17 protein-coding genes are annotated in these 20,961 nt (G+C 72.2%); 6 read left to right on the top strand and 11 right to left on the bottom strand.

From position 1 onward, the window contains the following. Nucleotides 1-17: 17 nt before the first annotated feature. A complete protein-coding gene (locus ACQEVZ_RS54320; protein ID WP_433383689.1) occupies nucleotides 18-770 on the bottom strand; it encodes a class I SAM-dependent methyltransferase in 753 nt (250 codons plus the stop codon). A 218-nt stretch (nucleotides 771-988) separates the two neighbouring features. Next, nucleotides 989-1,987, bottom strand: coding sequence for a WD40 repeat domain-containing protein (locus ACQEVZ_RS54315; RefSeq protein WP_433383687.1), 999 nt, complete (start codon nucleotides 1,985-1,987; stop codon nucleotides 989-991). Nucleotides 1,988-2,223: 236 nt separating this feature from the next. Here ACQEVZ_RS54315 and ACQEVZ_RS54310 point away from each other — a divergent pair, with 236 nt between their 5' ends. The 5 genes from ACQEVZ_RS54310 to ACQEVZ_RS54290 all read left to right on the top strand — a co-directional run bounded on the left by ACQEVZ_RS54310 (nucleotide 2,224) and on the right by ACQEVZ_RS54290 (nucleotide 7,910). Beyond that, nucleotides 2,224-3,987 (top strand): hypothetical protein, encoded by a 1,764-nt coding sequence (locus ACQEVZ_RS54310; RefSeq protein ID WP_433383685.1) that lies wholly within the window; start codon nucleotides 2,224-2,226, stop codon nucleotides 3,985-3,987. Between the two features lie 701 nt (nucleotides 3,988-4,688). Next, nucleotides 4,689-5,714: a LacI family DNA-binding transcriptional regulator gene (locus ACQEVZ_RS54305; RefSeq protein WP_360570454.1), complete on the top strand. Its 1,026-nt coding sequence runs from the start codon at nucleotides 4,689-4,691 to the stop codon at nucleotides 5,712-5,714. 94 nt (nucleotides 5,715-5,808) lie between these two features. Then, nucleotides 5,809-6,396 carry a pyridoxamine 5'-phosphate oxidase family protein gene (locus ACQEVZ_RS54300; protein ID WP_433383683.1) on the top strand — a complete coding sequence of 196 codons (588 nt, stop codon included), beginning with the start codon at nucleotides 5,809-5,811 and terminating at the stop codon, nucleotides 6,394-6,396. An 88-nt stretch (nucleotides 6,397-6,484) separates the two neighbouring features. After that, complete coding sequence (locus tag ACQEVZ_RS54295) at nucleotides 6,485-7,069, top strand: DinB family protein (RefSeq protein WP_433383681.1); 585 nt, start codon at nucleotides 6,485-6,487, stop codon at nucleotides 7,067-7,069. Between the two features lie 10 nt (nucleotides 7,070-7,079). Beyond that, nucleotides 7,080-7,910: a hypothetical protein gene (locus ACQEVZ_RS54290; RefSeq protein ID WP_433383679.1), complete on the top strand. Its 831-nt coding sequence runs from the start codon at nucleotides 7,080-7,082 to the stop codon at nucleotides 7,908-7,910. On the opposite strand, the gene ACQEVZ_RS54285 is transcribed toward ACQEVZ_RS54290, so the two are convergent. The 6 genes from ACQEVZ_RS54285 to glgC form a co-directional block, all read right to left on the bottom strand. Continuing rightward, on the bottom strand, nucleotides 7,888-8,736 hold the full coding sequence (locus ACQEVZ_RS54285) for a hypothetical protein (RefSeq protein WP_433383677.1): 849 nt from the start codon (nucleotides 8,734-8,736) through the stop codon (nucleotides 7,888-7,890). The genes ACQEVZ_RS54290 and ACQEVZ_RS54285 overlap by 23 nt on opposite strands. An 85-nt stretch (nucleotides 8,737-8,821) precedes the next feature. Further along, nucleotides 8,822-10,954 (bottom strand): 1,4-alpha-glucan branching protein GlgB, encoded by a 2,133-nt coding sequence (glgB, locus tag ACQEVZ_RS54280; RefSeq protein ID WP_433386175.1) that lies wholly within the window; start codon nucleotides 10,952-10,954, stop codon nucleotides 8,822-8,824. An 8-nt stretch (nucleotides 10,955-10,962) separates the two neighbouring features. Continuing rightward, on the bottom strand, nucleotides 10,963-12,303 hold the full coding sequence (locus tag ACQEVZ_RS54275) for a maltokinase N-terminal cap-like domain-containing protein (RefSeq protein ID WP_433383675.1): 1,341 nt from the start codon (nucleotides 12,301-12,303) through the stop codon (nucleotides 10,963-10,965). 15 nt (nucleotides 12,304-12,318) lie between these two features. Then, nucleotides 12,319-14,052, bottom strand: coding sequence for a maltose alpha-D-glucosyltransferase (gene treS, locus ACQEVZ_RS54270; RefSeq protein WP_344502233.1), 1,734 nt, complete (start codon nucleotides 14,050-14,052; stop codon nucleotides 12,319-12,321). 21 nt (nucleotides 14,053-14,073) lie between these two features. Beyond that, nucleotides 14,074-16,176, bottom strand: a complete 2,103-nt coding sequence (locus ACQEVZ_RS54265) for an alpha-1,4-glucan--maltose-1-phosphate maltosyltransferase (protein ID WP_433383672.1) — start codon at nucleotides 16,174-16,176, stop codon at nucleotides 14,074-14,076. Between the two features lie 52 nt (nucleotides 16,177-16,228). Further along, nucleotides 16,229-17,464 (bottom strand): glucose-1-phosphate adenylyltransferase, encoded by a 1,236-nt coding sequence (gene glgC, locus ACQEVZ_RS54260; RefSeq protein ID WP_433383670.1) that lies wholly within the window; start codon nucleotides 17,462-17,464, stop codon nucleotides 16,229-16,231. 61 nt (nucleotides 17,465-17,525) lie between these two features. Here glgC and glgA point away from each other — a divergent pair, with 61 nt between their 5' ends. Then, nucleotides 17,526-18,710, top strand: a complete 1,185-nt coding sequence (gene glgA, locus ACQEVZ_RS54255) for a glycogen synthase (RefSeq protein WP_433383668.1) — start codon at nucleotides 17,526-17,528, stop codon at nucleotides 18,708-18,710. On the opposite strand, the gene ACQEVZ_RS54250 is transcribed toward glgA, so the two are convergent. The 3 genes from ACQEVZ_RS54250 to pcaD are packed head-to-tail and all read right to left on the bottom strand — an operon-like array spanning nucleotide 18,692 to nucleotide 20,935. Beyond that, nucleotides 18,692-19,636 carry a nucleotidyl transferase AbiEii/AbiGii toxin family protein gene (locus ACQEVZ_RS54250; RefSeq protein WP_433383666.1) on the bottom strand — a complete coding sequence of 315 codons (945 nt, stop codon included), beginning with the start codon at nucleotides 19,634-19,636 and terminating at the stop codon, nucleotides 18,692-18,694. The genes glgA and ACQEVZ_RS54250 overlap by 19 nt on opposite strands. After that, on the bottom strand, nucleotides 19,624-20,178 hold the full coding sequence (locus ACQEVZ_RS54245; protein ID WP_433383664.1) for a hypothetical protein: 555 nt from the start codon (nucleotides 20,176-20,178) through the stop codon (nucleotides 19,624-19,626). Before ACQEVZ_RS54245 ends, ACQEVZ_RS54250 begins: the two co-directional genes overlap by 13 nt. Continuing rightward, complete coding sequence (gene pcaD / locus ACQEVZ_RS54240; RefSeq protein ID WP_354901335.1) at nucleotides 20,171-20,935, bottom strand: 3-oxoadipate enol-lactonase; 765 nt, start codon at nucleotides 20,933-20,935, stop codon at nucleotides 20,171-20,173. The genes ACQEVZ_RS54245 and pcaD overlap by 8 nt, the downstream gene beginning before the upstream one ends. Nucleotides 20,936-20,961 lie beyond the last annotated feature (26 nt).

Raw genomic sequence — 20,961 nt, 5'->3', positions numbered from 1 at the left:
TCCCGATTCTCCTCCGGTCAGGCGTTCCCTGCCCGGCGGGCGAGCGTCACGGTCGTGCGCAGGTCGAGGGTCGTGCCGCCGCCGAGGCCGTCCAGCGTCCGAGCCAGCGCGGCGAGGAGCGTCTCCTGCTCCTGCGGTGTCCTGGCCCGGAACGGGCCGAACGTGCGGACCAGCCGCAGGTACTCCGCCGTGGTCATCGGCAGCTCGCGGCCCATCTGCACCAGCTCCACGCCGGTGAACAGGCCCGCCGCCGCGATGTCGTCCCGCGCCCAGGTGTCGGGCCGCGGCCGCACGCCGTCGTCACGCAACGTCCGGAACGCGGCATCGATCGCGGCCTCGTGCGCCGGGTCGGCGTACGCGTACCGGTGCCCGAACACGGCAAGGGCCCCGCCGGGCGTGATCGCGTCGAACGCGCGCTTGGCGCGTGTCTGCGGGTCGAGCCAGTGCCACGCCATCGCGCAGCCGAGCAGCGACACCCCGCCCGGCGGCGGCACCCACCGCTCGAACGGCGCCACCACCACCGTCACCGCGGGAAACCGGGCCTGGAGGACCGCCGCCATCCTCGCGTCCGGCTCGACGCACGTGACCGGCGCCCCCAGCCCGAGCAGCACCGCCGTGCCGTGCCCGGTGCCGGCGCCGATCTCCGCGACCGTCTCCAGTGGACGCTCCACATAGGACGCCATCGCCGCGCCGACCTCCGGCGGGTAGCCCGGCCGGGCGTCGTCGTACACCGCCGCGACCTCACCGAACCGGTTTCCCCGTCCCTGCATGCCTCAGATTTTGTCAGACCCCGGGCCAGCAGTCGGGTTGGGGAGCGTCCACCATGCCGCAATCCTGCCCCATTGAGCCAGGGTGCCGCGGCGCGTGTGGATGGGTCGGCGCAGCATGTGTGCGGTGTTGTCCTGTGGACGTCTGCTGTGGACGTCTCCTGCGGACGCGGTGGTGTTCGTCCGCCCCGGGCGGGGCGGTGGCGGGACGGCCCGAGGGGTCACGGCGCCGGGGTGGTGGTGACGTTGTGCCACAGGTGGAGGTGGCCGTTGCCGTCGGCGGCGGCGAGGGTGGTGCCGTCGGGGTGGAAGGCGGGGGCGTTGACGAGGCGGGTGCCGGTGTTCAGGAAGCGGGGATCGGGGGTGCCGGGCGCGGGGCGCAGCTTGATGATGCCGCTCGCGCAGCCGATGGCGAGCACGTCGCGGCCCCAGGCGAGGGACAGGACCCGGCGGCGGCCGCCCGGGTTGCGGGAGCCGGTCAGGGTGCCGGTGGCGACGTCCCACAGGCGGACCACGCCGCCGAGGCCGCCGGCGGTGAGGGTGGTGCCGTCGGGGGAGTGGGCGAGCGCCATGACCTGGGCGCGGTGCCCGCGCAGGGTGGCGCGGCGGGTGCGTGACGGCACGTCCCACAGCAGCACGGAGCCGTCGAAGCCGGCGCTGGCGAGGGTGCGCCCGTCGGGGGAGAACAGCACCTTCTCGACGTGGCCCGAGTGCCCGGTCAGCACCGCGAGGGGGTCGCCGGTGGCGGCGTCCCACAGCCGCACGGTCAGGTCGATGCTGCCGGTGGCGACGAGCCGGCCGTCCGGCGAGACCGCGGCGGACTTCAGCGGCGCCGTGTGGCCGGACATGGTGGTCAGCTCCGCGCCGGTGGCGGCGTCCCAGCGTTGGGCGAGGCCGTCGGCGCTGCCGGTGACGAGGCTCCGGCCGTCGGGGGTGAACGCGACCGCCATGACCCAGCCGCCCGGCGCCGGCCGGTCTGCCCCGGTGTCCTCGCCGGTCCGCGCGTCCGCGATCCGCACCGTACAGTCGGCGCCGCCGGTGGCGACCAGCGTGCCGTCGGGCGAGAAGGCCACCGCGGCCAGCCCGTCCTGCCGCGGGTCCACGGACACGTCCGGCAGGCGGCCCATGCCGCGGTAGGAGTCCTTGACGAGCTTCGGGTAGCCGACGAACCCGGGCAAGAACACGGCCACCCGGCCGGCGGTGGAGTCCAGCTGCGTCATCCACCATACGGCGCCGACCGGCAGGATCACCCCGAGTATCACCCCACACATACACAGTGATGCTGATAGTTACGAAGGTGATCGTCAATGGCCGGGAAGAGGTCTCGGACACATCCCGGACAGCAGACACCGGACCGTTGCGCGGGTGCAGGAGAATAGCCCGGGCGTGATCACAGGTAGATCACGTTCACTGGGTGCCGCCAACCGCGCGGCGGGGGGAATGCGTCGGAGGTTGTGTGAGCCCAACTCTCGGCGGGGTGACGGGGCCCGCCCAGCGGGCGACCCTGCCCACAATCCCGCGTCAACGTGTCCAGCCCGGCGGTGTTCGTACACCGGCGGCGACGACAAGCCGGAAGACCCGGCTCGTCACGGTCGGGGCGGTCGTCGCCGGCCTGGCGGTCCTGCTCCTCGGCTACCTGCGCATGGCGCGGGCCACCCCCACCAACAGTGACGCCGCCGCCAACGCGCTGCAGGCCTGGGACATGCTGCACGGTGACGTGCTGCTGCGCGGCTGGACGCTCAGTGACGTGTCGTTCTACAGCACGGAGCTGCTGCAGTACGCGCTGATCGAGGTCTTCTTCGGTCTCGACCAGCGCGTCGTGCACGTGGCGTCGGCGACCACCTACCTGCTGCTGATCGTGTTCGCGTCGCTCGCCGCCAAGGGCGACGCGACCGGGCGCGCGGCGTGGGCGAGGGTGGCGGTGGTCGTCGCGACCCTGCTCGTGCCCCAGCCGCACGGCGGGTGGGCGGTCGTGCTGTATGCGCCGGACCACACCGGCACCGCCGTGCCGCTGCTGCTCGCGTGGCTGCTCGTGGACCGCAGGTCGGCGACGCCACTGCGCCGCTGGTGGCCCGTCGGGGTGCTGGTCGTGCTCGCGCTCGCGCAGGTCGCCGACCCGCTGGCCATGTTCATCGGCGCGGTGCCGCTCGCGCTGGTGAGCGCGGCGCGGCTGATCCGCGGGCGGACCTGGCGCGGCACCGACGCGCACCTGCTCGCCGCCGCCGCCGGGTCGGTCGTGCTCGCGCACGCGCTGCTCGCCCTGGTCTGGTGGGCCGGCGGCTTCTCGGTGCACTCGCCGGTGGCGCGCTTCAGCCCCGCCGCGGAGCTCGGCGACCACGTGGTGACGGCGGTGAACGCGACCGCACACAACTACGGCGCGTACCTGCCGACGCTGGACGGGCCGCTCGCGCTCGCCGCCGGGCTCGTCAACCTGGCGCTGCTGCTGCTCGTCGTGGCCGCGCTCGGCGCGACGGTGGTCCGGTTCTTCCGCACGTCCCCGGACGGCGCTTCCCCGGACGGCAGTTCTCCGGGGGGCGGTGACCGGATCGCGCAGGTCCTGACGGCCGCGATCCTGGTCAACCTGTCCGCGTTCATCGCCTCCACGCAGGCCGGCGACATCGGCAGCGCCCGGCAGATCGTCGCCGTGCTGCCCTTCGGCGCGGTCCTCGCCGCCAGGGTGTGGGGCGACCGGCTCCTCACGGCCGCCCCCGCCGTACGGCGGATCGGGGCCGTCGCCGGCGTGATCCTCGTCGTCGCGTTCGCGACCCAGTCAGCCGGCGCGAAGCCGCAGCCGCCGGAGGCGCACGAGGTCGCGGAGTACCTCGTCGCGCACGACCTCCGGTACGGGCTCGGCAGCTACTGGGGCTCCAATGTCATCACCCTCGCCAGCAACGGACGGGCGCAGGTCGCGCCGGTGATCGGCCCCGACATCCGCTCGTACCGCTGGGAGTCCGACGCCGACTGGTACGACGCCACCAAGCACGACGCCCGGTTCCTTGTCATCGACCTGAAGCACGCCCGGTACGGCACGGTCGACGCCGCGGTCGCGCAGTTCGGCGTGCCCGTCGAGCGGCACGACTTCGGCCGGTGGGCGCTGCTCGTCTACGACCACAACCTGCTCGCCGGACTGCCCGCGCAGTGCGGCGGCCTGGCCGCCGCCACCCACACGCACTGCCCGCCCCTGTCCCCGAAGATCCCCGGCGCCGGCCTATTGGACTGATGACCGACCCCATGGATGGCTGGTCCCATGGCTGGCCTGCTGGACTGACAGCCGATCCCGGCGCCGGCTTATCGGACTGATGGCCGACCTCATGGATGGCTGATCCCATGGCCGGCCGCTGAGCTGACGGCTGATCCCGGCGCCGGTCTGCTGGACTTAATTGCCGATCCCGTGGGCGGTCTGCTGGACTGATGGCCGGTTCCGTGGGCGGTCTGCTGGCGGATGCCGGCCGTCCACGTGCCCGAGCTCAGTGGTCGTGTTACACCTTGTGCAATTCCTGGACTGATGGCTGATGCCGGCCTTCTGGGCTGGTGCCGGGCTGCCGGGCTGACGGCGGATCTCGTGGGCGGTCTGATGGCGGATCTCGTCAGATCGCCCTGTGAGATCAGATCGCTGTGAGATCAGATCGCTGTGAGATCAGATCGCTGTGAGATCAGATCGCTGTGAGATCAGATCGCTGTGAGATCGGACTTGGTGCTTGGTTCCGGTGGCGCGCCGACTAACCCACCTTAGCATCACCGAAAAAACTTCTTGTCGGTCCTGCACCGACCGTAACTCCCCGCCGTCAGCGCGTCAAGCGGCGGTCCGGTTCCGGTGGTGAGTGGGCGCTCGTTGGGCGTCGAAAGTTTCGGGGGTATTTCGGTACTGCTTCCCGGGGTGTACGGTCCCCATCACTGTGTTGCCGTTCGAAAGGTTGCGGCATGGTGACGAAACGGCCGACGATGGCGGAGATCGCGCGGGAGGCCAACGTGGCGATCTCCACCGTGTCCAAGGTCCTCAACGGGCACACCGACGTCTCGAACGCGACCCGCAAGCACATCGAGCAGCTGCTTGCCGACCGTGGCTACCAGCGGCCGCACGCGTCGCGCCGGCCCGGGCGCCGCAGTGACCTGGTCGACCTGGTCATCAACGAGCTCGACAGCGTCTGGGGGCTGTCGATCCTGACCGGGGTCGAGGAGGTCGTGGAGGCCGCGGGCCTCGGGCTGGTGGTCTCCGCGGTACACAACCGGGAGAGCCTGACCAGACGGTGGCTGGAGTCGCTGCTGGCCCGCGGGTCGCAGGGCGCGATCCTCGTGCTGTCCGAGCTCAGCGAGCACCAGCGGGCCGAGCTGGCGCGCCGGAGCATGCCGTTCGTCGTCGTGGACGGGGTGAGCCAGCCGCCGCCGGACGTGGCCTCGATCGGCGCGACCAACTTCGCCGGTGGGTACGCCGCGACCGAGCACCTCGTCGGGCTCGGGCACCGGCGGATCGCCGCGATCGGCGGGCCGGAGCAGCTGCAGTGCACCCGCGCCCGCATCGCCGGCTACCGTGCCGCGCTCGAGTCGGCCGGGATCGCCGCGGACCGGCACCTGGTGCGGTACGGAAACTTTCACCACGACGGCGGGCTGCGGGCGATGGCCGGCTTCCTGGCGCTGCCGGACCCGCCGACCGCCGTGTTCGCCGGCAGCGACCAGCAGGCCACCGGCGTCTACGAGGCGCTGCGGCAGGCCGGGCTCGGCGTGCCGCACGACGTGAGCGTGGTCGGCTTCGACGACCTCAACTTCGCCGAGTGGACCGCGCCGCCGCTGACCACGGTCCGCCAGCCGCTGCACGAGATGGGTGTCGCCGCGGCCCGGACCCTGCTGCGCATCATCGCCGGTGAGCGCCTCGAGTCGACCCGGATCGAGCTGGCCACGCGGCTCGTGGTCCGGGAGAGCACCGCCGCGCCGGCGATGGTGCCGCTGTAAGGGCCGGCGATGGGTGCCGCTGTAAGGACCGTCACGCTCGGTATACGGGACAGGGGGCCTGACGGGGCGTCGCGGGCGGCGGACGATGGCGGGCATGGGCAAGGTCTACGAACGTATCGCCGGCCGGCTGCGGGCCTTCATCGAGGCGCAGCACATCTTCTTCACCGCGACCGCGCCGCTGTCCGGCGACGGCACCATCAACCTGTCCCCGAAGGGGCTCACCGGCTCGTTCGCCGTCATCGACGAGCTGACCGTCGCCTACCTCGACTTCGCCGGCAGCAACGCCGAGACCGTCGCCCACCTGCGGGAGAACGGGCGGATCACGCTCATGTGGTGCGCCTTCGACGGCCCGCCCAACATCGTGCGCGTGCACGGCCGGGGCGAGCCGGTGTTCCGCGACGACCCGCGCTGGTCCGGGCTCGTGGCACACTTCCCCGGCATCGACACGACCCAGCACGGCCTGCGCGCGATCATCGTCGTGCACGCCGAGCTGATCCGCGACACGTGCGGCTACGCGGTGCCGTTCATGACGTACGACGCCGACCGCGACCTGCACGGCAAGCGCTTCGCGCGGGAGGACGACGCCTCGCTCGGCGCGTACTTCGAGAGCAAGGAGCACGTGGGGGTCAGCATCGACGGGCTGCCGGGCCTGCCGCTGCCACTGCCGCCGACCCCCGTTTGAGGTAAAGGACGGAACCTGTCCGCAATGGTCGGCAGGATGGACCCTGACAAGCGAAACAAGCGAAATAAGCGAAATAAGGGGTCCTGTCATGCCGGGTAACGTGCCTCCGGTCGCCGACGAGCGTTCAGGTCTGCTCGCGTTCCTCGACCAGCAGCGCCAGGGCGTGCGCATCGCGGCGTTCGGGCTCACCGACGAGCAGGCCCGGCTCGCGCCGGTCGCGAGCACGCTGAGCGTCGGCGGGCTCGTCAAGCACCTGGCCCAGATGGAGCGCAGCTGGGTCGCGACGATGCTGCAGCGGCCCTCGCCCGCCGTCGACTACGAGGACGGGTTCGTGCTGCGCGCCGACGAGACCCTCGCGGACGTCCTGGCCGACTACGTGAAGGCAGGCGAGGAGACCGACGCGGCGGTCGCCGGGATCACCGACATGGGGCAGTCGGTGCCGGTGCCGAAGGGCGTGCCGTGGTTCCCGGACGACGTGGACGCCTGGTCGGTCCGCTGGGTGCTGCTGCACCTCATCGAGGAGACCGCCCGCCACGCCGGCCACGCCGACATCGTCCGCGAGGCCGTCGACGGCGCCACCTGCTGGCCGCTGATGGCCGCCGCGGAGGGCTGGCCGGCGACGCCCTGGGTGCAGCCCTGGCAACCCGCCACCGGGACCGCGCAGCCCGTCTAGCCTGGGGTTCATGGCCGTCCTCCGACGCGCCCCGGCGGTGGCCGGGGCAGTGGTCGCCGCCGTCGCCGCGAGCGGGGCCGCGATGCTGGCCGGTTCGGGTCGTGGCGCGCCGGCCGGCCCGTCCCTCGCCGCCCAGGTCGCGCCGGCCCCACCGCCGCCAGGACCGTCCGGCCCCGGATCCGGCCCGCCCGACGGGTCGCCGCAAGGTCCGCTGGACGGGTCGTTGCCGGGTCAGGTGTACGGGTCGCCGCCTGGCCCGCTGGACGGCTCGCCGGGTGGTTCGGCGTCGCCGTCCGGGCTGGCGACGGGGCCGTTCGCCGGCACCGTGACCGGGCCCGCGCCGCCGTCGCCGTCGATGGAGCCGCCGTCGCCCGGGGCGTCGCCGTTCGCGTCCGGTGCCGCCTGGGGCGCCGTGAACTGCGCCGAGGTCCGCATCCGCTTCGCCGGCGGCCCGCCGACCGACGCCGGCGGCCCGCTCGTGCCGTTCGGCGCGACCACCGTGACCCGCTGCGAGACGCCGCTGGCCCGCACGGCCCCCGCGGTCACCGGCCTGACCCCGCCGAAGGTCCTCACCACCGACGTCGACCGCCTCACCGCGATCCTCAACGCGCTCCCGGCCGTCCCCGCCGACCAGGCCTGCCTGCCGATCACCCTGCCGGTCCAGGTCAGCCTGGTCTTCACGTTCCGCGAGCAGCAGCCGCTCGCGGTCGTCGTCGACCCCACCTGCTCGGCGCTGATCGCGGGGGACCGGGCCAGGTCGTACACGGCGATGAACCCACTACCGGTCTTCGACGCCCTCTTCGGCGCTCAGCCCGGCGTCACGCCCTCCGCACGGCGATGACCGCACCGTCCGGGCCGAGGACGACCCGGCCGCCCAGCGGGGCGTCCAGGACGAGCGTGTGCTGGGCGTAGCGGAGCACGTCGTCTGAGGCGCAGTCGTCGCGCGTCGGCCCGGGCACGACCGACCCGGTGCCCGCGGCGCGCAGCCCGACGGCGACCGCCGCCGGGGAGGCCACCGCCTCGGCGGTGAAGGCGACCACGGGGCTGCCCGGGCAGGCCCCGCCGGCGGGTGTGAGCAGCGCGACGGTCAGCGTACGGTCGTCGCCGGCGATCACGGCGGTCGTGCCGGCGTCCGGGTTCTCGCCGGGCCGCCACAGCGCCGCCGGGTCGACGGCGGGCCACGCGATCGCGCCGAGCACGCCCGGCCCGGAGAACTGCCACGCGGGCAGGGCCAGCGGCCCCCGGTCGGTGGGGAACGTCGCCGGCGCGTACCGGACCTGGTCCAGCACGAGCACGGGGTCGGCCGAGCCGGCGAGGGGGCGGGCCAGCGCCGCGACGGCCGCGGCGGCGCCGATGACACCGAGCTCGGCCGGCCCGTCCGGCAGCGCGACGGTCGCGGTCGCCGACCCGGCGGGCAGCGCGGCGGTCACACTGAACCGCTTCGCCGCGAAGGCCTGCTTCGCGGCGCCGTCGGTGAATCCCGCACCGGCCGACGCCGGGTCGCCGAGCAGCACGACCGGCCGCGGATGCCGCCCGGCCGGGAAGTCCGACCAGCGGGCGAGCGCGGCGCGGTCGGGACCGGCCGTGCCGACGACGAAGGGCGGTGGGCCACCCCGCCGGAAGTCCGGCCCCGCACAGCCGGCGAGCAGCACAAGGACCGCCACCACCACGGCGACCGCTGCCCTCCGCGCCGTCATCTCGCCGGGAGGCCCGCGGCGTCCGACGCCGCGGGCCTCACGGGGTGAGTGCGGGTCAGCCGAGCTTGAGCCACAGGGCGCCGAGGGGCGGGATGCGGAGCTCGGCGGAGGCGGGCAGGCCGTTCCACGGCTTGGCGGTGGCCTCGACGGCGCCGAGGTTGCCGACGCCCGAGCCGCCGTAGATGTCGGCGTCGGTGTTGAGGATCTCGGCCCAGCGGCCGGCGAAGGGCAGGCCGACGCGGTAGCCCTCGTGCGGGTGGGCGGCGAAGTTGACGACGACGGCGACCGCCGAGCCGTCGGCGGCCCAGCGCAGGTAGGAGAAGACGTTGCCGCCGGAGTCCTCGTTGTTGATCCAGCGGAAGCCGTCGGGCGTGACGTCCTGGCTCCACAGGGCCGGGGTGCGCTGGTAGACGGCGTTGAGGTCGCGGACGAGGCGTTGCAGGCCGGCGCGCTGCGGGTCCTGCAGCAGGCCCCAGTCCAGGCCGCGCTCCTCGCTCCACTCCTGCTCGTCGCCGAGCTCGCAGCCCATGAAGAGCAGCTGCTTGCCGGGGAAGGACCACATGTAGGCGAGCAGCGCCCGGGCGTTGGCGAGCTTCTTCCACAGGTCGCCGGGCATCTTGCCGATGAGGGAGCCCTTGCCGTGCACGACCTCGTCGTGGCTGATCGGCAGCATGTAGTTCTCGCTCCACGCGTACACCGTGGCGAACGTCATCTGGTTGTGGTGATACTGCCGGTAGACGGGGTCCTTGGCGACGTAGGTCAGGGTGTCGTGCATCCAGCCCATGTTCCATTTGAAGCCGAAGCCGAGGCCGCCGGAGTCGGTGGGGCGGGTGACGCCGAGCCACGCCGTGGACTCCTCGGCGATCATCATGATGCCGGGGTGGTGCTTGTAGACGGTCGCGTTCGTCTCCTGCAGGAAGGAGATCGCGTCGAGGTTCTCCCGGCCGCCGTACTGGTTCGGCGCCCACTGGCCGTGCTCGCGGGAGTAGTCGAGGTAGAGCATGGAGGCGACGGCGTCCACGCGCAGCGCGTCGGCGTGGAACTCCTCGCACCAGTAGAGGGCGTTGGCGACGAGGAAGTTGCGGACCTCGGCGCGGCCGAAGTCGAAGATGAGCGTGCCCCAGTCGGGGTGTTCGCCGCGCCGCCAGTCGCCGTGCTCATACAGCGGCGTGCCGTCGAAGCGGGCGAGGGCCCAGGCGTCCTTCGGGAAGTGCGCCGGCACCCAGTCGAGGATGACGCCGATGTTGGCCTGGTGCAGGCGGTCCACGAGGTGGCGGAACTCGTCGGGGTGGCCGAAGCGGGCGGTCGGCGCGTAGTAGCCGGTGACCTGGTAGCCCCACGACCCGCCGAACGGGTGCTCCATCACCGGCAGGAACTCGACGTGGGTGAAGCCGAGGTCGGTGACGTACTCGGTGAGCTGGTCGGCGAGCTCCGTGTAGGACAGGCCGGGGCGCCACGAGCCGAGGTGCACCTCGTAGACGCTGATGGGCGCCTCGTGGTTGTGGCGGTCGGCGCGCTGGGCGAGCCAGTCGGCGTCCTTCCAGTCGTACGTCGAGCGGTAGACCACGGACGCGGTCGCCGGCGGCACCTCGGTGTGCTGCGCGAGTGGGTCGGACTTCTCGACCCAGCCCTCGTAGGGGGTCAGCAGCCGGAACTTGTACCGGTTGCCGGCCTGCGCGCCCGGCACGAACAGCTCCCAGACGCCGCTGCCGCCCAGCGACCGCATCGGCCAGCCGTCGTGCGGGCCCCAGCCGGTGAAGTCGCCGACGACCCGGACGCCGCGGGCGTTGGGCGCCCACACCGCGAACGCGACGCCGCCGGGGCGGGTCTGCGCGCCGAGGACCGTCCACAGCCGCTCGTGCCGGCCCTCCTGGATGAGGTGCAGGTCGAGCTCGCCGACGGTCGGCAGGTGCCGGTACGGGTCGTCGGTCAGCACCCCGTCGGCGTCGATGCGGTAGTCGGTGACGACGCCGGGCAGCTCGATCTCGAAGACGCCCTCGTCGTGCACCTGCCGCATCGGGTGGCGCTCGTCGTCGACGACGACCGACACGGTGCCGGCGCCGCGGCGCATGGCCCGGACGACGGTCGTCTCGGCCCCGGAGCCGGCACCAGCGCCACCGACGGGGTGGGCGCCGAGGACGCCGTGCGGGTCGTGCGAGCGGCCGGCGATGAGGTCGTCGAGATTCATAAGCTCCGTCACCTGGGTTCCGTCAGAGAGCCGTTGACCAGCCGCTCGATGGACTGCAGGGGGATCCGCAGCCAGGTCGGCCGGTGCCGCGACTCGTAGGCGGTCTCGTAGACCGCCTTGTCCAGCTCGTAGGCGCACAGCAACGCCTGATCCTCGCGGGGGTCGTAGCCGGCAGCCGCAGCGTAGCCGTCGCAGAATGCGGCGCGGTTACGGTCCACCCACTGCTTCGCCCGCGCGGCGAGCGCCGCGTCACCCTCCTCGCCGACGAGCAGCTGGTAGGCGGCGTACTCGTAGGAGCGCAGCATCCCGGCCACGTCCCGCAGCGGCGAGTCGGGGCGGCGGCGGACCTCCACCGGTACACCCGGCTCACCCTCGAAGTCGATCAGCAGCCACGACTCGGGGGTCCGCAGCACCTGACCCAGGTGCAGGTCGCCGTGGATGCGCTGCACGGTGATCGGGTCGTCGCCGGCGTCGCGGAACATCGCCTGGGCGCCCGGCACGAACTCGGCGAGCTGCGGCACCGCCTGGACCGCGGCGTCGAGCCGGGCCAGCATCGCCTCCGCCGGCGCCGGGGCGGTCTGCGTGCCGAGCTCCACGGCCAGGGTGCGGTGCACGTGCGCGACCGCCTCCCCGAGCCGCCACGACTCGGCGGCGAAGTCGCCGCCGACCTCGTCGGGGTTGAGGTCGTGCTCCGCGAACAGGTCGCGGGCGCTGGTCGCGGCCATCGCCCAGCCCTCCGCGGAGTTCTGCGCGTACTCGGTGACCATCGCGAGGGTGACCGGCGCGCCGTCGGCGTCGGTGCTCTCCACCGCGCCGAGCAGCCGTGCCACGTTGGGGCAGCCGGCGCGGGCGAGGACCCGGTTGAGCTCCAGGTCCGGGTTGATGCCGGGGGTCACCCGGCGGAACACCTTGAGGATCGCGGCGCTGTCGTACACGACGCTGGTGTTGCTCTGCTCGGCGTCCACGACCCGGGCCGGCGCCTGCACGGGCAGCGCCACGCCGGGCTCCGGCACGAACCGGACCCCTTCGACGGTGGCGCCGGTGTCGATCAGGCCGAGCAGGCGCTGCGCGGACTGCTCGTCGTAGAGCGCGTCGAAGCCGGCGCGGTCGTGCTCGGCGGCGCCGATCAGCGCCGCCGCGTGCAGCTCGGGCACGACGTTGAGGTCCCAGCCGACGAACACCTGGTAGCGCTCGGTGCCGCCGTCCTCGTAGTGCGCGTCGAGCAGCACGTGGTCGACCTGGTCGGGCAGCGCCGTGACGGCCGCCGGGCGGACATCGGTCAGGGTGCGGTTGCGGCCCGCGTACCACCGCTGGTGCGGCAGCCACTCGGTGAACGGCAGCGTCGTCATGAGATGGGTCTCTCCTCAGCTCTGCTCGGCCGGCGCGACGAGCTGGAACCAGTAGAAGCCGTGGCCCGGCAACGTCAGCAGGTACGGCAGTTGGCCGATGTTCGGGAACTGGACGTGTCCGGTGAGCTCGATCGGGGTGTACCCGGCCCACTGCTGCAGGTTGAGCTCGATCGGCTGGGGGAAGCGCGACAGGTTGTTGACGCACAGGACCACGTCCTCCTCGTGCACGCGCACGAACGCGAGGATCGAGGGGTTGGACCCGCCGAGCTCCCGGAACACGCCGACCGCGAAGGCCTCGTGCCGCCGGCGGACCTGCAGCATGGTGCGGGTCCAGTTCAGCACCGACGTCGAGCTCTCCTTCTGGGCCTCGACGTTGATCGACTGGTAGCCGTACACGTGGTCCTGGATCGCCGGCAGGTACAGCCGGCCCGGGTTCGCCTGCGAGAAGCCGGCGTTGCGGTCCGGGGTCCACTGCATCGGGGTGCGCACGCCGTCGCGGTCGCCGAGCCAGATGTTGTCGCCCATGCCGATCTCGTCGCCGTAGTACAGGACCGGCGACCCGGGCAGCGACAGCAGCAGCGCGGTGAACAGCTCGATCTGGTTGCGGTCGTTCTCCAGCAGCGGCGCGAGGCGCCGCCGGATCCCGACGTTGGCGCGCATCCGCGGGTCCTTGGCGTACTCCGCGTACATGTAGTCGCGCTCCTCGTCGGTGACCATCTCCAGGGTCAGCTCGTCGTGGTTGCGCAGGAAGATGCCCCACTGGCAGTTCGCCGGGATCGGCGGGGTGTGCGCGAGGATCTCCGAGATGGGGAAGCGCGACTCGCGCCGGACCGCCATGAAGATGCGCGGCATCAGCGGGAAGTGGAACGCCATGTGGCACTCGTCGCCGTCGCCGAAGTACTGCACGACGTCGGCCGGCCACTGGTTGGCCTCGGCGAGCAGGACCCGGCCGGGGAACTCGTCGTCGATGACCTTGCGGCAGCGGCGGAGGAACTCGTGCGTCGCCGGCAGGTTCTCGCAGTTGGTGCCCTCGTCCTCGAACAGGTAGGGCACCGCGTCGAGGCGGAAGCCGTCGATGCCCAGCCCGAGCCAGAACCGCAGGACGTCGAGCATCTCCCGCTGGACCTCGGGGTTCTCGTAGTTGAGGTCCGGCTGGTGGTGGAAGAACCGGTGCCAGTAGAACTGCCGCCGCACCGGGTCGAACGTCCAGTTGGACTCCTCGGTGTCCACGAAGATGATCCGCGCGTCGGAGTAGGCGGTGTTGTCGTCGCTCCAGACGTAGTAGTCGCCGTAGGGCCCGGTCGGGTCGCGCCGCGACTCCTGGAACCACAGGTGCGAGTCCGAGGTGTGGTTCATGACCAGGTCGGTGATGACCCGGATGCCGCGCTTGTGGGCCGCGTCGAGCAGCTCGACGAAGTCCTCGACCGTGCCGAAGTCCGGCAGCACCTTGTAGAAGTCGCGGATGTCGTAGCCGCCGTCGCGCAGCGGCGAGTCGTAGAACGGCGGGAGCCAGAGACAGTCGACGCCGAGCCATTGCAGATAGTCGAGCTGGCCGATCAGTCCCTGGATGTCCCCGGACCCGTCGGCGTTCGAGTCGGCGAACGCGCGGACGAGCACTTCGTAGAACACCGCGCGCTGATACCAGGTCTCGTCCGCCGGCAGGATTCTCGCGTTGCCGAAGTCACTGGCTGAGGGGTGTTCGACCGTGCCGTCCGCGACGACGTGGGTGCCCTCGACCGGATCCGTCATGCTGCCACCTACCTTGTGCTGTCACCGGTGACGATGCACCGTGAACACGTGTGCCGGCTCGTACAGGGGGTCGAGTCGGACCGCGTTGTGTTGTCCCCAGTCGAAGGTCGCACCGCTGAGCTCGTCGCGCACCGTGAACCGCTCGTGCCAGTCGAGACCGAGCGCGGGCATGTCCAGGGTGGTGTTACCCCACTGGACGATGTGCGAATCCAGCGAGACCACGACGAGCACGGCGTTTTCGCTGTCAGGGTCCCGTTTTGAGAAGCACAGCAATTGTTCGTTGTCAATGCCGTGGAAGACGGTGTTGCGCAGCCAGTGCAGTGCGGGGTTGTCCCGGCGCACGAGGTTGAGCCGGCGCAGGTACGGCGCCAGGGACTCCCCGACGGCCTCGGCGGCGGCCCAGTCCCTGGGGCGCAGCTGGAACTTCTCGTTGTCCAGGTACTCCTCGGAGCCCGGACGGTGCAGGTGCTCGTAGAGCTCGTAGCCCGAGTACATCCCCCACGAGGGGCTCAGCATGCTGGCCAGGACCGCCCGGATCTTGAACATCGGCGGGCCGCCGTGCTGCAGGTGCTCGGGCAGGATGTCCGGCGTGTTGGGCCAGAAGTTGGGCCGCATGTAGTCGGCGGCGGCGATCAGCTCCTGTACGTATTCACGCAGCTCCCATGCCTGCACGCGCCAGGTGAAGTACGTGTAGGACTGGGTGAACCCGATCTTGCCCAGGCCGTGCATCATCGCGGGTCGCGTGAACGCCTCCGCCAGGAACAGCACGTCGGGATCGACCGACTTGACCTCGTTGATGATCCAGTGCCAGAACCCGACGGGCTTGGTGTGCGGGTTGTCGACCCGGAAGATCTTGATGCCCTGCTCGACCCAGTGCAGCACGATGCGCAGGATCTCGTCGCGGATGCCCTGCGGGTCGTTGTCGAAGTTCAGCGGGTAGATGTCCTGGTACTTCTTCGGCGGGTTCTCCGCGTAGGCGATCGAACCGTCGGCGCGGGTGGTGAACCACTCGGGGTGCTCGGTGACCCACGGGTGGTCCGGCGCGCACTGCAGCGCCAGGTCCATCGCGATCTCGACGCCGGCGTCGCCGGCCGCGGCGATGAACGCCCGGAAGTCCTGCAGGGTGCCGAGGTCCGGGTGGATCGCGTCGTGCCCGCCCTCCTCGGCGCCGATCGCCCACGGCGAGCCGACGTCCTGCGGCCCGGCGACCAGGGTGTTGTTCGGCCCCTTACGGTTGACCCGGCCGATCGGGTGGATCGGCGGCAGGTACACCACGTCGAACCCGAGCTCGGCGACCTCGGCCAGGCGCGGGGTCGCGGACGCGAACGTGCCGTGCTTGATCGGCTTACCGTGCTCGTCGACGAGCGCACCCTGGGAGCGGGGGAAGAACTCGTACCAGGCGGAGAACAACGCCCGCTTCCGGTCGCACCACAGGGGCAGCTCCTTGGAGCGGGTCACCTGCTGGCGCAGCGGATGACGCCACAGCACGTCGGTGAGGCCCAGCGCCGGGGACACCCTGGCGAACAGCGGGATCGCCGTGTCGGCGAGGGCCTGCGCGGCGCCGGTGACCCGGGAGCGCTCCGCCACCGGGACGCCGGTCGCGGCCTGGTTGAGCAGCGCCGCGCCCTCGGCCAGGTCGTTGCCGAGGTCCTGCAGGCCCTGCCCGGCACCGATCTTCTTCGTGACGGCGTCGTGCCAGGTCAGGTACGGGTCGGAGAACGCCTCGACCGCGAACGTCCACGCGCCGACCGCGTCGGGGCGCACCGTGCCGAGCCACGTGTCGGTGCCGGCCGGGCCCGGGCCCATGCGGGTGAACGGGCCCTCCTTGCCGTCGGGGCCGATGAGGACCACGTTGCAGCCCATCATCGAGTGGCCCTCACGGTAGGAGACGGCCGTCACCGGGACGAGCTCGCCGACGACGGCCTTCGCCGGGAACCGGCCGCCCTCGACCTGTGGCGTGATCTGCTCGATGGGGAACCGGTCCGCGGTCACGACACTCGGACCGGTGGCGGCCTGCCATGTTCCCGCGGGCGCGTCTGGTACCACCACGGGATCCTCGGAGGCGAGCGCGGTCTCGGTGTCGGTCCGGGCGATGGCAGGTGCTTCGGGTGTCGGGGTACCCATGATCCTCACCGTATCGAATCCGCGCGGGGTTGGCAGCGTTAGCGTCGTCTTCCTACGGCATGATGCGTTGACCCTTGCCGATGACCACGATCCCGCCCTCGGAGACCGTGTAGCGGGTCCGGTCCTTCTCCAGGTCGACACCGATCTCGGTGCCCTCCGGCACGATGACGTTCTTGTCGATGATGGCGTTGCGGATCACGGAGTGCCGGCCGATGTCGACGCCCTCCATCAGCACCGAGCCCTCCACGTGCGCCCACGAGTGGACCTTCACGTTGGGCGACACCACCGAGTTCTCCACCAGGGCGCCGGAGATCACCGCGCCGGGGGAGATCATCGACCCGACCGCCCGGCCGACCCGCTCACCCCAGCCGTGCACGAACTTCGCCGGCGGCCACGGGCTGTTGCCGGTGTAGATCGGCCACTCGAAGTTGTACAGGTTGAACACCGGCTGCACGGCGATGAGGTCCATGTTGGCCTCGTAGAACGAGTCCAGGGTCCCGACGTCGCGCCAGTAGCCGCGGTCGCGGTCCGAGCTGCCCGGCACGACGTTGTTGCTGAAGTCGTAGACGGCCGCCTCATGCTTGTCGACGAAGTACGGGATGATGTTGCCGCCCATGTCGTGCTTGCTGGACGGGTCCTGCGCGTCGCGGGTGACCGCGTCGATCAGCGCCCCGGTGGTGAAGATGTAGTTGCCCATCGACGCGAAGATCTCGTCCGGCGCGTCCGGCAGGCCCCGGGCGTCGCGGGGCTTCTCCCGGAAGGCGGAGATCCGCCGCCCGTCGTCGGCGACCTCGATCACGCCGAACTGGTCGGCGGTGGACAGCGGCTGCCGGATCCCGGCGACCGTCACCGACGCGCCCGACTCGATGTGCTGGCGCATCATCTGCTCCGGGTCCATCCGGTAGATGTGGTCCGCGCCGAACACGATCACGTAGTCGGGACGCTCGTCGTTGATGAGGTTCAGGCTCTGGTAGATCGCGTCCGCGGACCCGGCGAACCAGCGCGGCCCGAGCCGCTGCTGCGCCGGCACCGGCGTCACGTAGTTGCCGAGCAGGGTCGACATGCGCCAGGTCTTCGTCACGTGGCGGTCCAGCGAGTGCGACTTGTACTGGGTCAGCACGACCATCTTCAGATAGCCGCCGTTGGCCAGGTTCGACAGGACGAAGTCGATCAACCGGTAGATGCCGCCGAACGGCACCGCCGGCTTCGCCCGATCAGCGGTCAAGGGCATCAATCGCTTGCCCTCGCCGCCGGCGAGGACGATCGCGAGGACTTTTTTGGCGGCCATGGTCGTGACGCTAAACGTGTCCGGCGTGTTGCGCCAGACGAACCCAATTAGTCTTTCCAACGTGCGCGTAGACCTACTGACTCGAGAGTACCCCCCGGACGTTTACGGTGGTGCCGGCGTTCATCTGGAGTACCTGGCGCGGGAACTGCGCCGGCTGCCGCTGGACGTGCGGGTGCACTGCTTCGGCGCGCCCCGCTCGGAAGCGGGCGTGGTCGGCTACCCGGACCCGCCCGGGCTGCAGGGGGCGAACGCCGCCCTGCGGACCATGGGGGTGGACCTGGAGATGGCCGCCGGCGCGGCAGGCACCGACCTGGTGCACAGCCACACCTGGTACGCCAACTTCGCCGGGCACACCGCCAAGCTGCTGCACGGCGTCCCGCACGTCATCACCAGCCACAGCCTCGAGCCGCTGCGCCCGTGGAAGGCCGACCAGCTCGGCGGCGGCTATGCGCTCTCATCCTGGTGTGAGCGCACCGCGGTCGAGGCCGCCGACGCCGTGATCGCGGTGTCCGCCGGGATGAAGGCCGACGTGCTCCGGGCCTATCCGAGGGTCGACCCCGACCGGGTCCACGTCATCTACAACGGCATCGACACCGAGCAGTACGCGCCGGACCCCGGCCTGGACGTCGTCACCCGGCTCGGCATCGACCCGCAGCGGCCCAGCGTTGTGTACGTCGGCCGGATCACCCGGCAGAAGGGCCTGCCCTACCTGCTGCGGGCGGCCCGGCGGCTCCCCGCCGACGTGCAGCTGGTGCTGCTCGCCGGCGCCCCCGACACGCCGGAGATCGCGGCGGAGGTGACCGCGCTCGCCGATGAGCTGCGCGCCACCCGCTCCGGCGTCGTCTGGGTGCAGGAGATGCTGCCGAAGCGGGAGGTCATCCAGGTCCTCACCCACGCCACCCTGTTCGTCTGCCCGTCGATCTACGAGCCGATGGGTATCGTCAACCTGGAGGCGATGGCCTGCCAGACCGCGGTCGTCGCGACCGCCACCGGCGGCATCCCCGAGGTCGTCGCGGACCGCGAGACCGGCCTGCTCGTGCCGATCGAGCAGGTCACCGACGGGTCCGGCACGCCGCTGGACGAGGACCGCTTCGTCGCGGACCTCGCCGACGCGATGAACGAGCTGCTGGAGGAGCCGGCCCGGGCCGCCGAGCTCGGCCGTGCCGGGCGGCAGCGCGCCCTGGACCACTTCTCCTGGTCGGCGATCGCCCAGCAGACCCTGGACGTCTACCGGTCCGTGTCGTAACCCGCCACGTGGTGCTGGACCGCCCACGCGAGGCGGTCCAGCCAGCTCTCCGGGTCGTGGACGGGCCAGCTGGTCCAGTCGACCCGCATGACGCGGACGGCGTCCGGGTCCAGGGCCGGCAGGAGGCGGTGCAGGCGCGGCGGGAGGGTGACGCCGTCGAGCTCGCCGAGCAGGACGGCGTCGTAGACGTCCTTGCCGTGGGCGGCGCCCTCCCGGGTCAGGTCCTCGGCGAGCCACTGCAGCTTCCACAGCAGCGACAGCGCCCGGCTCGCCGTCCACACCGCCGTCGGCGGCCGGCCCGCGCCGCAGGGCACGACGGTCAGCACGGGCGGCTCCGGCAGCGCCTCGTCGTAGGCGAAGTCCAGCTGGACGGTGCCCTCCTCGTCGCCGGACCGCCACGGGATGTGGACGCGGGCACCGGCCGAGCCGCCGTAGTCGAGGCGGTAACCGGCGTAGTCCCAGTCCGGGTCGGGTCTGGCGTTCGCGATGTCCAGGACCGCGCCGCCCGGCGTCCGCGGGTGCCGCTCGAGCGCCTCCATCACCTTCAGGTGCGGCTGGTCGTCGGGGTCGATCTCCTCCGCGTGCATCCAGCGCAGCCCGTCCGGCGGCAGCAGCGCCCGCACCCCGCCGGTGTCCTCGTCCAGGAACGCCGACGGCTGCGCCCGGCCGGCGCCCTGCGTCGCCTCGGGCCAGTACTGCACCGGGTCGACCCGGTCCACCCACGGGTGCGGGTGGCGGCTGTCCAGGCCCGTGACCAGCACGGGGCGGACGACCCAGTCGAGGTCGCCGGGTGGGCGGGCCCGGGCGCCGACCCAGGCGGGCATCGTCATGCTGCCCCGCAGGACCAGCGACTCGCCGGCGGGGTCGGCGGCGACGACGGCGAGGACGTGGTCGAGCACGTCCCGGTGCGCGGTCACTGGATCCATCCGGCGTCCAGCCCCGGGTTGTCGTCGACCAGCACGTACTCCTCCTCGACCTCGACCGGCACGAACGGCAGCTCGGCCAGCAGCGCGTCGAGGCGCCGCCGGGCCCCGGCGCGGTCCATGTCGTGGCAGCGTTGGGTCACGAACCGCTCGTGGCGGCCGTCGTCGCGGGTCCGGCGCGCGTTGCGGGACAGGTGGGCGCCGTGCCGCACGGCCACCGACCGTGCCGCGTCGATGTCCGCGGCGGTCAGGACCAGCTTCACGTGGTGCTCGAAGTAGCCCGCCGGCACCACCGGGTGCCAGGGCGGGGCCTCGATCTTGACCCGGCGCACCGTGAACCCGTCCCCGCGCAGCCGCTCCACCAGGGCGCCGGCCGCCGCGCGCTGCCCCGCCAGGTCGCCGCGGCCACGGCCGGTCAGCATCGGCTGGTCGGCGTGGCCGCCCCGGTCGAGCCGGATCCTCGTGTACTTGAGGCCGGCGGCCGACGCCCACGCCGCGAGGCGCGGGTCGAAGTCGACGGTCACGTGGGTCTCGTAGTCACCCACCCACGTGGTCCCTGACGAGCTGGGCGATCGCGTCGGCCTGCTCCACGTTGGCCAGGTGGGCCGCGCCCGGCAGGACCACCAGGCGGCTGCCGGCGATCCCGGCGTGGATGCGCTCGCCGTGCTCCGGCGGGGTCGCCGGGTCGTCGGCGCCGGCGATGACCAGCGTCGGCGCGGTGATCCGCGGCAGGTCGTCGCGCAGGTCCATGGCGCCGATCGCCTCGCAGCAGCCGGCGTACCCCTCCGCCGGGCACGCCGCGATCATCGCCCGGTAGGGCGCGACCTTCGCCGGCAGTGCTGCCCGGAACCTGGGCGTGAACCAGCGGCCGAGGACCGCGTCGGCGATGCTGCCCATGCCCACGGTGCGGACCTGCTCCGCGCGCACCGCCCAGCCGTCCGCGGGCGGCAGGTGCGCGGCCGTGCAGATCAGCACGAGCCGCTCGATCCGCTCGGGCGCGTTGGCGGCGAGCCACATGCCGACCATCCCGCCCAGCGAGAGCCCGCAGTAGGACGCCCTGGCGATGCCGAGCCGGTCGAGCAGGGCCAGGACGTCACGGCCCAGGTCCTCGATCCGGTACGGCCCCGGCGGGGCGGGCGAGGCGCCGTGTCCGCGATGGTCGAAGCGCACCACCCGCAGGTCCGCGAGGGCGGGCAGCTGGGGGCGCCACATGTCGAGGTTGCTGCCGAGCGAGCCGCCGAGCAGCAGGACCGGCGCGCCGGGGGGTCCACTGGTGCGCTGGAACAGCGTCGTTGCCGTCACCGCGTCGTTGTACCACGCCACCCACC

The sequence above is a fragment of the Dactylosporangium sp. CA-152071 genome (assembly GCF_050936335.1).
In the GTDB taxonomy this organism is placed as follows: Bacteria; Actinomycetota; Actinomycetes; order Mycobacteriales; family Micromonosporaceae; genus Dactylosporangium; species Dactylosporangium maewongense.
The sequence above is the reverse complement of the archived record's forward strand: the minus strand, read 5'-3'. Positions and strand labels throughout refer to the sequence as shown.